Here is a 13,963-nt window from a genome sequence, read left to right on the forward strand (position 1 = left end):
TGGTGCGCCCACCCCACACAGCAGGGCGATACGCGAGCAAAGGAGCCCGCGATGAGCGAGATGATCACCGCGGACCTGGTCGACCTCGACCTGTCCGCCGAGAGCAAGGAAGCGGCGGCGCGTGCCCTCGCCGAGCGCATGGTCGCCCAGGGGCGGGTGACCGACCTGGACGGCTTCCTCGCCGACGTGGCCGCCCGTGAGGCCCAGATGCCGACCGGTCTCGACGGCGGCATCGGCATCCCGCACTGCCGCAGCGAGCACGTCACCGAGCCGACGCTCGCCTTCGGGCGCAGCGCGGCCGGGATCGACTTCGGCGCGCCGGACGGCCCGGCCGACCTGATATTCCTGATCGCCGCCCCGGCCGGGGCGGACGACGCCCACCTGACGATCCTCTCCTCGCTGGCCCGGCAGCTGATGAACACCGAGTTCACCGACGCGCTGCGGGCGGTCTCCGACGCCGACACGGCAGCGGCGCTGGTCCGGGGGGACGTGACCCCGGCGGAGGCCGCCGAGGGCGCGACGGCCGGGGAGACCACGGACACCGCCACGGCGCCTGCGGCGGCCTCCGCAGGCGCCGCGGCGGGCAGTACGACTCCGGAGGCACCTGAGGCCGAGGCCCCTGCGGAGCGACCGTTCCGCATCGTCGCCGTCACCTCCTGCCCCACCGGCATCGCCCACACGTACATGGCCGCCGAGTCACTGGAGAAGGCGGGCCGGGAGGCGGGCGTCGAGGTGACCGTCGAGACGCAGGGCTCGGCGGGCTTCACCCGGCTCGACCCGGCGGTGATCGAGGCGGCGGACGGCGTGGTCTTCGCGCACGACGTGCCGGTGCGCGAGAAGGACCGCTTCGCGGGCAAGCCCACCGTGGACGTCGGCGTGAAGGCGGGCATCAACCGCCCCGCCGCACTCATCTCCGAGGTCCGCGCCAAGGCGGAACGCGGCGAGAGCACCGCCCCGGCGGGCGCGGCCGCCACCCCCGTGGACCGCGCGGGCGACTCCACCGAGGGCTACGGCACCAAGCTCCGCAAGTGGCTGATGTCCGGCGTCAGTTACATGGTGCCGTTCGTCGCCGCAGGCGGTCTGCTCATCGCGGTGGGCTTCGCCATCGGCGGCTGGACGGTGAACAAGGCGCCCTCCGTCATGGACCACTTCGTGTGGACCCAGGCGGACAGCTGGGGCGCGCTGCTGTTCCAGATCGGCGGCATGGCGTTCAACTTCCTCGTCCCGGTGCTCGCCGGGTACATCGCCTACGGCATGGCCGACCGGCCCGGCCTCGTGCCCGGCTTCGTCGGCGGCGCGATCTCGCTCAGCATCAACGCGGGCTTCCTCGGCGGCCTCGCGGCCGGTCTGATCGCCGGTGGTGTGGTGCTGGCGATCCAGCGGGTGAACATACCGGCGGCGATGCGCGGCATCATGCCGGTGGTGGTGATCCCGCTGATCTCCTCGGCGGTCGTCGGCTTCCTGATGTTCGTGGTGATCGGCAAGCCCATCGCCGCCGCGCAGAAGGGCATGACCGACTGGCTGAACGGCCTCACCGGCACCAACGCCGTCCTGCTCGGCGCGCTCCTCGGCCTGATGATGTGCTTCGACCTGGGCGGCCCGGTCAACAAGGTCGCGTACACCTTCGCCACCGCCGGTATCGCCGTCGCCAGCCCCAGTGACTCCGCGATGAAGATCATGGCCGCGGTGATGGCCGCCGGTATGGTCCCGCCGCTGGCGATGGCCCTGGCCACGACCGTGCGCGGCAAGCTCTTCACCCCGGCCGAGCGGGAGAACGGCAAGGCCGCCTGGGTGCTGGGCGCCTCCTTCATCTCCGAGGGCGCCATCCCGTTCGCCGCGGCCGACCCGCTGCGGGTCATCCCGTCCGCGATGGTCGGCGGCGCGGTCACCGGTTCGCTGTCGATGATGTTCGACGCCACCCTGCGCGCCCCGCACGGCGGCATCTTCGTGGTGCCGCTGATCGGCAACCCGTTCCTCTACCTCGTCGCCATCGCCGCGGGCGTCTGCGTCAGCACCGCCCTGGTGGTCGTCCTCAAGGGCATGCGCAAGCCCGCCCAGGGCACCCCGGCCGCCGACTCGGCGGAGAGCGCGGCGGGGGAGAAGGGGAGCAAGCAGCCGGTCGCCGCCTGACCCGCACGGGACCGATTTAGGTGTCCCCCCGGCGAACCCCGCCGGGGGGACGCGGTGTGTCAGGGGCCGTCAGCCGTGCCGGGCCGCGCGGTGCTCCATGGCGTCGCGGGCCGCGTCCGCGGTGGTGTACACCTCGCACATGTGGCGGCCGTCGGGGGTGGCGGTGTGCTCGACCTCCCACAGGGAGATCTCCCGGCCGTCCCGCAGCAGGAACGCGTGCTCGTACAGCGCGAAGCTCACCCCGGCCCGCGCGGTCCGGCCGGGGCGGCCGAACGCCTGGGTGATCTCGTGCCCCGCCGCCGTCGCCAGCAGGGCCGCCAGCTCCGCGCCGGGGCCGTCCGGGTTCTCCGCCCGGCGCAGCAACCTGCGGGCATGGTCGGGGGAGTTGTCCTCCACGTACGCGTGCCGGGGCTCGGGCACCGCCCCCAGCTCGGTCAGCACCGGCAGCTCGAAGTCCGAGGTGTCGTACGGCAGCGCCAGCCGGGTCGAGGCGGTGTGCAGCTCCTCCTCGTCGAGGTACACCTCGTGCTGCGCCTCCGCGCCCGGCGCGGTGTTGTGCGCCAGCTCCCACAGGGTGACCGCCGAGCCGTCCGCGAGCAGCCAGGTGTGCCGGTACGTCTCCCGGTGCAGGCCCGCGCTGTGGTGCGCGGAGTGCAGCGAACTGTCGTGCGCCAGCGCGCAGTCCAGCTCTCTGAGCACCTCGTCGGGCAGCTCGAACGAGTTCAGGGCACGGCCGAGGAGTCGCGCGAGGTGCTCCTCCGGAGACTCGGGCGACTCGGCGGACTCGTACTCCGCCGTCTCGTACGGAACGCTCAAGGTGTCTCCCGGCGTCGCTGCATGTCACCTGGTGGGTGCATACCGTAGCCCCTCGGTCGGACATCGTGTCCGGGAACCGAGAAACGTACTGGAGTAAACGCGGGGCGTGGCCGGAGAGTTCCCGATCGGCGGCCGAAATACCCTGGCAGTCAAGGCTTTTCCACCCCCGTACGCCTCTTCTTCCCCTACCTCCCCTCTTTCCTCGCCCCGTACAACTCCTCGTAGGACGGCCACGCCCCGCCGCCCGGCATCGACACCGGGTGGGCGGCGCGTACGGCGCGGGTGACGGCGCGGGTCACCAGGTCCGCGCCGACGGCCAGGATCTCGTTCAGCGCGGTCGGCGCGGGGTCCAGCGGGCGGGCCCCGGTGGCCAGGGCGAACACCGTGTCGCCGTCGTGCAGCAGGTGCACGGGGCGGACGGCGCGCGCGATGCCGTCGTGCGAGGTGCCGGCCAGCTTCTGCGCCTGCGCCTTGGAGAGGTCCGCGTCGGTGGCCACCACCGCGAGCGTGGTGTTCAGCGGGGGCGGCGCGTTCCGCGCGGCGACCTCGTCCAGCCGACGCCGGGCGGCCTCCCGCACCTCCGGCGCCGGATACGTCACCGGCCCGTCGAACAACTCCCCGTACAGCACGCCCGTTTCGGCGTCCAGCACGGACCCGGCGGAGTTCACGACCACGAGCGCGCCCACGGTGACCCCCGAGTCGAGCACCGCGCTCGCCGTACCCACCCCGCCCTTGAGGCACCCCGCGACCGCCCCGGTCCCGGCCCCCACGGACCCCTCACCGACCGGCGCCCCCGGTGCGCTCGCGGCGGCCGCCTCCACCGCGGCTCGCCCCATCTCCGCGCCGGGACGGGCCCGGAAGTCGCCACCCCGCCCCAGATCGAAGAGACAGGCCGCCGGAACGACCGGCACCACATGCCCCGCCTCGGGCCCCACCCGCACCCCTCGTCCCCGTTCCTCCAGCCACGCCATCACCCCGGACGCCGCGTCCAGCCCGTACGCGCTGCCCCCGGCGAGCACGACCGCGTCCACCCTCCGCACCACATTGCGCGGGTCCAGCGCGTCGGTCTCCTTGGTACCGGGGCCCCCGCCCCGCACATCCACGGCGGCCACGGCCCCGCCCTCCGGCGCGAGCACCACGCTCACCCCGCTGAGCCACCCGTCGCCCCACCGCCCCGCATGCCCGACCCGAACTCCACCGACATCCGTCAACGCCCCAGCCGTCGTCATACGTGCAGTCTCACCCACCGCGCCGGTCACCCGACGGCGGCCGTGCGCGGTGTCTCCGTCCGGTAGGAGCTGCCCAGTTCCGGGCCCAGGCCGAAGTAGTGGCGGAAGTTGTAGATCAACGGACTCCAGGCGGTGGGGTCTATGTGGTGGGTGCCGGGGATCACCAGGTCGGAGGCGGCGTGGATCTTCAGGACCGTCGTCTCGACGATGACGCAGTCGCCGGAGAGGTCGGGGCGGACGCGTTCGGCGCGGGCCTCCAGCTGGAGGGGGCACTCGGTGACGCGGGGTGGGCGGACCAGGTGGGAGGGGGTCCGGTGCAGGTCCGCCGCGGCGAACTTGTCCGGTTCGAAGCGGCAGCCCTCCGCCTTGGTCGGCGGGACCGGGTCGCGGCCGGTCAGGGGGGCCAGGCGTTCCACCGCGGGCCACTGGTGCGGGGCGGGGAGGTTGATGACCAGGTCGGGGCGGGCCCGGAGGTTGCGCGCGGTCTGGCCCTCGCGGCCCAGGCCGAGGACGACCGTGCGGCCCAGTGCCCACGCCGACGACATCGGGGCGAGGTTGAAGGTGCCGTCCTCGTTCTCCGTGGACAGCAGCACCACCGGGGTGCCGAAGTAGAGGATGCTGGGCTCGATCGTCGTGTGGCTGCTCATGGGGGCGAGCCTAGGAACGGGTCCGTTCGGCGGGCGCCGAACTGTGCTCGTCGGCGGACCGTACCCTGGAGGCATGAGTGACGCCCCCGCATCCGAGCCGCGCGAGCCCAAGGCCGCGCTCGTCTTCGACGATCCGCTGAACCAGCAGTCCTCGGACGACACCGACCGGGGGTGGGGCGAGCGTCCGGCCGGGGACAGCGCGGCGGACCTCAGGCGCTTCCTCGACGAGAAGCCGCCCCACCACCTCTGAACGGTACGTAGGGCGCCTAGCGCAGGTCCGGCCCGGCCGGGCGCTGCTGCTTGACCACACCGTCCACGGTGCCCGTGCGCTGGGCGACCAGCAGGTCGCGGATGTCCTGGAGGACCTCCAGCTCGGTGACCGGGATCGGCTCCGGCTCGGTCTTGCCCGTGCGGGCCTGCTTGCGGGCCTCCTGACGGGCCAGGTACTTCGACATCGGCATCACCATGAGGAAGTACACGACGGCGGCGGTGATTACGAAGTTCAATGCGGCACCGGCCACCGAGCCCCAGAGAATCTCGACGCCGTCCGCCCCCGGCTTGCAGGAACCCTTCACACAGACGCTGTAGTGATCCAGGTTCTTCGTGCCGATACCGCCGACCAGCGGGTTGATGACACCCTTCACCACCGCGGTCACGATGCTGGTGAAGGCGGCACCGATGACCACGGCGACCGCCAAGTCGATGACGTTGCCACGCATCAGGAAGGCTTTGAAGCCGTCCAGGATGCTCGCCGCTTCCTTCTTCGCGTTCACCTCGGTGAGTCTCCTCGTCATGTACACAGGCTGGGGAACAGAGCGCTCCGCAACCTACGTCAAGGTGCGGCCATCGTGTCCAATCCCGTCGCTCGATCGAGCGACTTGACCGCATGTCTCCGGACATCCGGCCGATAGCGCTCACCACAGCGTCACCGCCAGCCTGGCCATGGGATTCGCGCCCACCAGCCGCGCCGCCGTGGCCCGCGGTACCGCCAGGACGACCAGTGCCCCGTCAGTGACGCTTCCCTCACCCGCGCCCGCCGCCGAACCGTCCCCCCGGGCCCGCTCCAGCGGCTCCGGCAGCCGGACCACCCGCGCCCCGCGCGCCAGCACCCGAGCCGCGCCGCCGCCCGCCGACCGTTCCTCGGCCGCGACCACGTCCACCCGGTCGCCGGGGCGCAGCAGCCGCACCGCGGCCGCGTCGGCGATACGGACCGGGGCCCGGACCAGCTCACCCGGCCCGTGCCTCCGTACCGGATCGGCGGCCGGGTGCCCTCGGGGCCGCTCGGCGGGCGGGGTGTCGCCGGACAGGGAGCGGGGACCGGCCGCGACCAGCGCCGCCGCCGTCACCGCCAGCCCCGCCGCGACCGCCCGGCCCCGGTGCCGCGCCAGTCGCCCCGCCTGACGGCCGCCGCCCCGCACCCGCACGGGTGGGAAGGAGGGGACCTCACGGGTCGCCGGGGCATCGGTCCCCAGCGGACGTGGCACACGGAAAGCGGGGACGGTGTTCGGGTTCACGGACATGTGGATCACCACCTGCGACGAGGGGAACGGCTTGCGGTCCCCACGATGAACCGTCCCGCCCGACCCCGCCTGAGCCCGTGGACCACCGGCCGATTGTGGAAAACTCCGTCACCCGAACGAGGAAATCCACATCACGGGCCCTGGCTACACCTGCCCCACCCGCCGCACCCGCCACACCCGCCTCACGGCAGCGCGATCCCCGGCTCCATCCCCCCGAGCGCGTCCACGCACAGACAGTCCCGCTCTCCCGTCGCGGGCAGCGCCGCCACCGCGTCGAACAGCACCCCCCGCAGCCGGTCCACGTTGGCCGCGAAGACCCGCAGCACCTCGTCGTGGGACACGCCCTCGCCGGTCTCCGCGCCCGCGTCGAGGTCGGTGACCAGGGTCAGCGAGGTGTAGCAGAGCTCCAGCTCACGGGCGAGCGCCGCCTCGGGATGCCCGGTCATGCCCACCACCGACCAGCCCTGCGCCTGATGCCACAGCGACTCGGCGCGGGTGGAGAAGCGCGGCCCCTCCACCACGACCAGCGTGCCGCCGTCGACCGGGGTCCAGTCCCCCGCACGGGCCGCCTTCAGCGCGATGCTCCGCCCGGTCGGGCAGTACGGGTCGGCCAGCGACACATGCACCACGTTGGGCATCGTGCCGTCCGGCAGCGGGAGTCCGTCGAAGAAGGTCTGCTGGCGTGTCTTGGTGCGGTCGACCAGCTGGTCCGGCACCAGCAGCGTGCCCGGCCCGTACTCCGGCCGCAGCCCGCCCACCGCGCACGGCCCGAGAACCTGGCGGACGCCCAGCGAACGCAGCGCCCACAGGTTGGCCCGGTAGTTGATGCGGTGCGGCGGAAGGTGGTGACCGCGCCCGTGCCGGGGCAGGAAAGCCACCCGGCGGCCCGCGACCTCGCCCACGAAGACGGAGTCGGAGGGCGCTCCGTAAGGGGTGTCCACCCGGACCTCGGTCACGTCGTCCAGGAACGAGTAGAAGCCCGAGCCGCCGATTACGCCGATCTCTGCGTTCGCCATGCCCAGCACCCTAACGGCCCACCGGAACCGGTCACCAGGAACGCCCGCACCCACCCATGCCGAAGACCCCGCCGTCACATGACGGCAGGGTCCGGGAAAGCAGGGGTCTCAGGCGGCGGAGCCGGCCGAGGACGACGGCGTCGAGGAGGACGACGAAGACGAGGAAGCCGACGATGACGTCGAGGACGACTTCGAGTCCGAGGACGACGAGCCGGACGACTTCGCGGCCGGGCTGCTGCTCGACGACGCACCGCGCGAATCGTTGCGGTAGAAGCCGGAGCCCTTGAAGACAATGCCGACCGCGGAGAACACCTTCTTCAAGGGGCCACCGCAGCTGGGGCACTCGGTCAGGGCGTCGTCGGTGAACTTCTGCACCGCCTCGAGGCCCTCGCCGCAGTCCTTGCACTGGTACTGGTAGGTCGGCACTGTCTTCCTCCTGGCACTCTCACTCAGTGAGTGCTAACGATGCTCCATAGTGACGCATTCCCGTGGATCAGTCCACCGTGACCGGCTCGCGGTGACCGACGCCACGCGCCACGGTGCGGTTCCGGCCCCGCGCCACCAGCAGGGAACGCAGGGCGACGATCGTCGCCAGCGCGGGCACGGTCCCGGCCATCGGGACCAGGAACCCGGCGCCGTCCCACAGCCGGTCCTCCCATTGTCCCGCGACCGTGACGGCGGCCGCCTGCCCCAGCGCGACCGCGCCGGTCAGCCAGGTGAACGCCTCCGTCCGGGCGCCCGCCGGAACCAGGTCCTCGACCAGGGTGTACCCGGTGATCAGCGCGGGCGCGACACACATGCCGACCAGCAGGCCCAGTCCGGCCAGCAGCGGCAGCGAGTGCACCGTCCACAGCGCGGACGTGGTCAGCGCGAGCGCCGCGTAGCCCACCACGAGCCTGCGCCGGGGCGACGACTTCCAGGCGACCGCGCCGCAGACCACCCCGGAGAGCATGTTTCCGGCGGCGAAGACGCCATAGAGGACGCCGTTCAGACCGGGCTCGCCGATCGACTCGGTGAACGCGGCCAGCGAGACCTGCATCCCGCCGAAGACCGCGCCGATGCCGAGGAACGTCACGATCAGCACCCGTACGCCGGGCACCCGGAGGGCGGACACGCGCGCGTGCGCCTCCTCGCCGGGCTCCGCGGCATGCCCGACGGTCGGCTGCGAACCCCGCTGGGCGGCGAACAGCAGACCGCCGACCAGGGTCAGCGCGGCCTCCGTGACCAGTCCGGCCCAGGGGGTGACGGCGGTGCACAGGGCGGTCGCCAGCAGGGGGCCGACGACGAAGGTCAGCTCGTCCGTGACCGACTCGAAGGCCGCCGCCGTGCTCATCAGCGGTGACCCCTTCAGCCGCGCGCCCCAGCGGGCCCGCACCATCGGCCCGACCTGCGGGACCGAGGCGCCGGTCGGCACGGCCGCCGCGAACAGCGCCCACAGGGGCGCGTGCGCCAGCGCGAGAGCGGTCAGGGTGAGCCCCGCCGCCGCGTGCACGACGACACCGGGAACCAGCACGGTCCGCTGGCCGTAGCGGTCCGCGAGACGGCCGCTGTAGGGCGCGAACAGGGCCATGGAGACCCCGGTGACGGCCGCGGCGGCACCGGCGGCGCCGTACGAGCCGGTGGTGTGCCGCACCAGCAGCACTATGGAGATGGTGAGCATGGCGAACGGCTGGCGTGCCGCGAAGCCGGGGACCAGGAAGGTCCACGCGCCCTTGGTGCGCAGCAGTTGCCCGTAACCCGGGCGGGACGGCGCCGACTGCTCGGTGGTGACCGTGGATGCCACGGCCCGTGCCTCTCTTCCGCCTGGTAGCGCGCCCGTGCGGGGGGCACCGAGAGCCGTCCTCTTGCGCGCGGAACTGCGGTAGATACCGGTGGAAGTGCTTGAGGTCCGGCCGCCATACGGTCGCGCCAGCTCTGCGTCAGACGAATCGGACAGAGTTGGTTCGATCAGATGCCTTGATCGTACAGGCGGCCCCCGCCGCCGGACCTGTGAGAACCAGCACCCTCAGTGCCGGTGCTCCTTACCGCCCGTTCCCAGCCAGTCGGCCAGCTTGCCGCCCTGGGTGATGGCGCGCAGGCGGCGTTCGGCCTGGTCGCGGACCGGGTCGGTGGCGACCACCAGCAGTTCGTCCCCGTGCCGCAGCACGGTCGTGGGGGAGGGGACGAAGGACTTGCCGTCCCGTACGACGAGGGTGACGGCGGCGCCCGGCGGCAGCCGCAGCTCGCCCACCTCCACACCGTGCATCCGGGAGTCGTCCGGGATGGTGAGCGAGAGCAGATGGCCGCGCAGCCGCTCCAGCGGCGCCGACTCGATGCCGAGGTCGGACGCCGCGCCCTCCTCGCCGAGCCGCAGCTTGCGGGCCAGCCAGGGCAGGGTCGGGCCCTGGACCAGGGTGTAGACGACGACCAGGACGAAGACGATGTTGAAGATGCGGCGGCTGCCATCGATGCCGCTCACCATCGGAATGGTCGCCAGGATGATGGGGACCGCGCCGCGCAGCCCGGCCCAGGACATCAGTGCCTGCTCCTGCCAGGGCACCCGGAACGGGGTCAGGCTCAGTACCACGCTCAGCGGACGGGCCGCCATGGTCAGCACCAGTCCGATGATCAGCGCGGGCACCACGTCGTCGCCCAGTTCGTGCGGGGTCACCAGCAGGCCGAGCAGGACGAACATGCCGATCTGCGCGATCCAGCCCAGCCCCTCCGCGAACCCGCGGGTGGCCGGCCAGTGCGGCAGCTTGGCGTTGCCCAGCACCATCGACGCCAGATAGACGGCGAGGAAGCCGCTGCCGTGGGCCAGGGCGCCCGCCGCGTACGCGGTGACGGCGATGGCCATGACGGCGATGGGGTAGAGACCGGAGGCCGGAAGGGCGACGTGCCGGAGCCCCCAGGAGCCGATGAAGCCCACCGCGAGACCCAGGGCGGCACCGATGGCCAGCTCCAGCACGATCTCGGCCAGCAGGATGTACCAGTGCTCCACCGGACCGGCCTGGCAGAAGGCGACGACCAGGATGACCACCGGGGCGTCGTTGAAGCCGGACTCCGCCTCCAGCGTGCCCGTCACCCGCGAGGGGAGCGGAATCCTGCGCAGCACGGAGAACACGGCCGCCGCGTCGGTCGAGGAGACCACCGCGCCGACGATGAACGCCTGCCGCCACTCCAGCCCGACCAGATAGTGCGCGCCCGCGGCCGTCGCGCCGACGCTGACCGCGACGCCCACCGTCGCCAGCACGGAGGCGGACGGCAACGCGGGCCGTACCTCCTTCCACTTCGTGCCGAGACCGCCCTCGGCGAGGATCACGACCAGGGCCGCGTACCCGATGACCTGCGTCATCTCGGCGTTGTCGAAGTGGATGTTCCCGATGCCGTCGGAGCCCATGAGGACGCCGATCCCCAGGTAGACGAGCAGGCTGGGGAGCCCGCTGCGCGAGGAGATCCGCACGGCCGCGACCGCGACCAGGAGGACCAGCGAGCAGGCGAACAGGAGCTGGTTGAGGTGGTGGACAGTCAGCGGCGCATCCCTTCATTGGCCCGCGCGGGGCGCACGTGGGCTCGCGTACACAAGACACCGAGGGGGCGGCGGACCGCACCCGACTACTTCGTTACCTTACCTAACTCTTGACGTTTCCTTGACGCTCGGGTTGGCAAGATCGAACGCCCGTCCGCGCTGGTTCCCGACTCCGCGTCAAGTGGTTCGGGGGCCTGCGCCTATGGTTGCTCCAGCGCTCATTCAAAGTCACAGCCCCGCCTGCCGCTCGCGTGAGGACAGCAAGGACAGCGATGCCCCCCAACACCACCGCCACATCGGGCGACAAGCCCGGCACGTCCGGCAGGAAGAAGGGGCGCAAAGCCCGCCTTGTCGTGATTCTGCTGGTCCTGGCCCTCATCGGAGGCATAGCCTTCGGGGCGTTCTGGTCCATCAGCACCGTGCGGGCCTCCTTCCCGCAGACCAAGGGATCGGTCTCGCTCGCGGGCCTCTCCGGCCCGGTCGACGTCAAGCGCGACGGCTACGGCATCCCGCAGATCTACGCCTCCTCCGACGCCGACCTGTTCATGGCCCAGGGCTACGTCCAGGCGCAGGACCGGTTCTACGAGATGGACGTGCGCCGCCATCTCACCTCCGGGCGCCTGTCGGAGATGTTCGGCAAGAGCCAGGTCAAGAACGACGCCTTCCTGCGCACCCTGGGCTGGGACCGGGTGGCGAAGCAGGAGTACGACACCAAGCTGTCGCCGTCGGCGAAGAAGTACCTCCAGGCGTACGCCAAGGGTGTCAACGCCTACCTCAAGGGCAAGGACGGCAAGGACCTCTCCCTGGAGTACGCGGCCCTGGGGCTCACCAACGACTACAAGCCCGCCGAGTGGACCCCGGTCGACTCCGTCGCGTGGCTCAAGGCGATGGCGTGGGACCTGCGCGGCAACATGCGCGACGAGACCGACCGCGCCCTGATGACCAGCCGCCTCACCCCGCAGCAGATCCGCGAGCTGTACCCGGACTACCCCTACGACCGGAACAAGCCGATCGTGCGCGAGGGCCAGTACAGCGCGCTGAGCAAGACCTTCCAGCAGGACGGCGCCCCCTCGGGCACTGGCACCGGCACCGGCACGCAGGGCACGGCGGGCGGCACGGGCACGGGCACCGGCGCGACCGGCACCGCGGGCGGCACCGGCACCGGCCTCACCGGCCAGCTCACCGGCCTCACCAAGGTCCTCGACGACCTCCCCACCGCCGTCGGCGTCAACGGCCAGGGCATCGGCTCCAACTCCTGGGTCGTCTCCGGCGCGCACACCATCACCGGCAAGCCGCTCCTCGCCAACGACCCGCACCTCTCGGCGTCGCTGCCCTCGGTCTGGTACCAGATGGGCCTGCACTGCCGGAACGTCTCCAGCAAGTGCCAGTTCGACGTCGCGGGCTACACCTTCGCGGGCATGCCCGGCGTGGTCATCGGCCACAACGGCAGCATCGCCTGGGGCATGACCAACTCTGGCGTCGACGTCAGCGACCTCTACCTGGAGAAGCTGTCCGGCGACGGCTACCTCTACGACGGCAAGGTCCGCCCCTTCCGCACCCGCGAGGAGACCATCAAGGTCGCCGGGGGCGCCTCCAAGAAGATCGTCGTACGGCAGACCGCCGACGGCATGCCGCTGCTCTCCGACCGCGACGACGAGCTGGTGGAGGTCGGCCGCAAGGCCGACGTCGACACCGCAGCCCCCGACCGCGGCGACGGCTACGGCATCGCGCTGCGCTGGACCGCGCTCGACCCCGGCACCTCCATGGACGCCGTGTTCGCGATGGACAAGGCGTCCGACTGGACCGGCTTCCGCAAGGCCGCCGCGCTGTTCGACGTGCCGTCGCAGAACCTGATCTACGCCGACTCCCGGCACATCGGCTACACCCTGCCCGGCAAGATCCCGACCCGCTCCGCGGGCGACGACGGCTCCGTACCGGCGCCGGGCTGGGACTCCAAGTACCGCTGGACCGGCTTCCTGGACCAGGACGAGCTGCCCTACGAGTACGACCCGGAGCGTGGCTACATCGTCACCGCCAACCAGGCCGTGGTCGACAAGGACAAGTACCCCTACACGCTGACCACCGACTGGGGCTACGGCACCCGCAGCCAGCGCATCGCCGACCTGATCGAGTCCAAGATCAGGGACGGCGGCAAGATCTCCACCGACGACATGCGCCAGATGCAGGTGGACAACAGCAGCGAGATCGCCAAGCTGCTGGTGCCCAAGCTGCTGAAGCTGGACCTGAAGGACCCCGAGGTACGCCAGGCGCAGAAGCTGCTGGAGGGCTGGGACTACACCCAGGACGCCGACTCGGCCGCCACCGCCTACTTCAACGCCGTGTGGCGCAACATCCTCAAGCTCGGCTTCGGCGACAAGCTCCCCCAGGAGCTGCGCGCCAAGGGCCAGTGCCTGTGGGTGGAGAAGGCCGGCAGCACCGGTCCGCTGGACGACCGGAGCAAGGTCCGCGAGTGCGGCGACCGCGACGCCGACCAGGCGCAGCCGGACGGCGGCGACCGCTGGTTCGAGGTCGTGCGCACGCTCATGGACAAGCCGGACAGCCCGTGGTGGCAGGCGCCCAAGTCGGGCAACCGCCCGGCCGCGCACAACCGCGACGAGCTGTTCACCCGCGCCATGATCGACGCCCGCTGGGAGCTGACCGCCAAGCTCGGCAAGGACATCGACACCTGGAGCTGGGGCCGCCTGCACCGGCTGTTCCTGAAGAACCAGACCCTCGGCGTCGAGGGCCCGGAGCTGCTCCAGTACGCGCTCAACCGCGGCCCCTGGAAGCTCAGCGGCGGCGAGGCCACCGTCAACGCGACCGGCTGGAACGCGGCCGGGGGCTACGGCGTGGTGTGGGTGCCGTCCATGCGGATGGTGATCAACATGGCGGACCTCGACAAGTCCCGCTGGATCAACCTCAGCGGCGCCTCCGGGCACGCCTTCAGCGCCCACTACACCGACCAGACCGACAAGTGGGCCGACGGCGATCTGCTGCCCTGGTCCTTCTCCGCCAAGTCGGTCGACGGCAGCACGAAGGACACGCTGAACCTGCGGCCGTGATCCGCTGACGGCGTCACCCGTACGAAGGCCCTCGC

General features: G+C 71.8%; 11 protein-coding genes and 1 pseudogene. 3 read left to right on the forward strand and 9 right to left on the reverse strand.

Features of this window, described 5'->3' with window-relative positions:
* Nucleotides 1-51 precede the first annotated feature (51 nt).
* Entirely contained in the window at nt 52-2,130 is a 2,079-nt protein-coding gene (locus ACI2LY_RS27115; protein ID WP_404709431.1) for a fructose-specific PTS transporter subunit EIIC, read from the forward strand.
* A 69-nt stretch (nt 2,131-2,199) separates the two neighbouring features.
* Here the strand turns inward: ACI2LY_RS27115 and ACI2LY_RS27120 are convergent, their stop codons facing one another.
* The 3 genes from ACI2LY_RS27120 to ACI2LY_RS27130 form a co-directional block, all read right to left on the reverse strand.
* Nucleotides 2,200-2,946: a DUF6227 family protein gene (locus tag ACI2LY_RS27120; protein WP_404709432.1), complete on the reverse strand. Its 747-nt coding sequence runs from the start codon at nt 2,944-2,946 to the stop codon at nt 2,200-2,202.
* A 185-nt stretch (nt 2,947-3,131) separates the two neighbouring features.
* A complete protein-coding gene (locus ACI2LY_RS27125) occupies nt 3,132-4,175 on the reverse strand; it encodes a P1 family peptidase (protein WP_404709433.1) in 1,044 nt (347 codons plus the stop codon).
* 26 nt (nt 4,176-4,201) lie between these two features.
* Entirely contained in the window at nt 4,202-4,822 is a 621-nt protein-coding gene (locus tag ACI2LY_RS27130; RefSeq protein ID WP_404709434.1) for a flavin reductase family protein, read from the reverse strand.
* A 73-nt stretch (nt 4,823-4,895) separates the two neighbouring features.
* On the opposite strand from ACI2LY_RS27130, the gene ACI2LY_RS27135 reads away from it, so the two are divergent.
* Nucleotides 4,896-5,072 (forward strand): hypothetical protein, encoded by a 177-nt coding sequence (locus ACI2LY_RS27135; RefSeq protein ID WP_404709435.1) that lies wholly within the window; start codon nt 4,896-4,898, stop codon nt 5,070-5,072.
* 16 nt (nt 5,073-5,088) lie between these two features.
* On the opposite strand, the gene mscL is transcribed toward ACI2LY_RS27135, so the two are convergent.
* The 6 genes and pseudogenes from mscL to ACI2LY_RS27165 form a co-directional block, all read right to left on the reverse strand.
* A complete protein-coding gene (gene mscL / locus ACI2LY_RS27140) occupies nt 5,089-5,616 on the reverse strand; it encodes a large conductance mechanosensitive channel protein MscL (RefSeq protein ID WP_404709436.1) in 528 nt (175 codons plus the stop codon).
* Nucleotides 5,617-5,736: 120 nt separating this feature from the next.
* Nucleotides 5,737-6,342, reverse strand: a complete 606-nt coding sequence (locus ACI2LY_RS27145) for an RcpC/CpaB family pilus assembly protein (RefSeq protein WP_404709437.1) — start codon at nt 6,340-6,342, stop codon at nt 5,737-5,739.
* A 182-nt stretch (nt 6,343-6,524) separates the two neighbouring features.
* Nucleotides 6,525-7,358 carry an S-methyl-5'-thioadenosine phosphorylase gene (locus ACI2LY_RS27150; RefSeq protein ID WP_404709438.1) on the reverse strand — a complete coding sequence of 278 codons (834 nt, stop codon included), beginning with the start codon at nt 7,356-7,358 and terminating at the stop codon, nt 6,525-6,527.
* A gap of 108 nt (nt 7,359-7,466) precedes the next feature.
* A complete protein-coding gene (locus ACI2LY_RS27155) occupies nt 7,467-7,784 on the reverse strand; it encodes an FmdB family zinc ribbon protein (protein ID WP_404709439.1) in 318 nt (105 codons plus the stop codon).
* Nucleotides 7,785-7,851: 67 nt separating this feature from the next.
* Complete coding sequence (locus ACI2LY_RS27160) at nt 7,852-9,141, reverse strand: MFS transporter (RefSeq protein WP_404709440.1); 1,290 nt, start codon at nt 9,139-9,141, stop codon at nt 7,852-7,854.
* A 164-nt stretch (nt 9,142-9,305) separates the two neighbouring features.
* Nucleotides 9,306-10,869: pseudogene (locus ACI2LY_RS27165) on the reverse strand (potassium/proton antiporter).
* A gap of 269 nt (nt 10,870-11,138) precedes the next feature.
* Between ACI2LY_RS27165 and ACI2LY_RS27170 the strand changes: the two are divergent.
* Entirely contained in the window at nt 11,139-13,928 is a 2,790-nt protein-coding gene (locus ACI2LY_RS27170; RefSeq protein ID WP_404709441.1) for a penicillin acylase family protein, read from the forward strand.
* Nucleotides 13,929-13,963 lie beyond the last annotated feature (35 nt).

It is taken from the genome of Streptomyces sp. NPDC002176, assembly GCF_044903645.1.
Classification (GTDB): Bacteria; Actinomycetota; Actinomycetes; order Streptomycetales; family Streptomycetaceae; genus Streptomyces.

Coding starts and splice junctions, on each gene's coding strand:
- ACI2LY_RS27115 (WP_404709431.1), top strand. CDS start 52: ATGAGCGAGATGATCACCGCGGACCTGGTCGACCTCGACCTGTCCGCC.
- ACI2LY_RS27125 (WP_404709433.1), bottom strand. CDS start 4,175: ATGACGACGGCTGGGGCGTTGACGGATGTCGGTGGAGTTCGGGTCGGG.
- ACI2LY_RS27130 (WP_404709434.1), bottom strand. CDS start 4,822: ATGAGCAGCCACACGACGATCGAGCCCAGCATCCTCTACTTCGGCACC.
- ACI2LY_RS27135 (WP_404709435.1), top strand. CDS start 4,896: ATGAGTGACGCCCCCGCATCCGAGCCGCGCGAGCCCAAGGCCGCGCTC.
- mscL (WP_404709436.1), bottom strand. CDS start 5,616: ATGACGAGGAGACTCACCGAGGTGAACGCGAAGAAGGAAGCGGCGAGC.
- ACI2LY_RS27145 (WP_404709437.1), bottom strand. CDS start 6,342: ATGTCCGTGAACCCGAACACCGTCCCCGCTTTCCGTGTGCCACGTCCG.
- ACI2LY_RS27150 (WP_404709438.1), bottom strand. CDS start 7,358: ATGGCGAACGCAGAGATCGGCGTAATCGGCGGCTCGGGCTTCTACTCG.
- ACI2LY_RS27170 (WP_404709441.1), top strand. CDS start 11,139: ATGCCCCCCAACACCACCGCCACATCGGGCGACAAGCCCGGCACGTCC.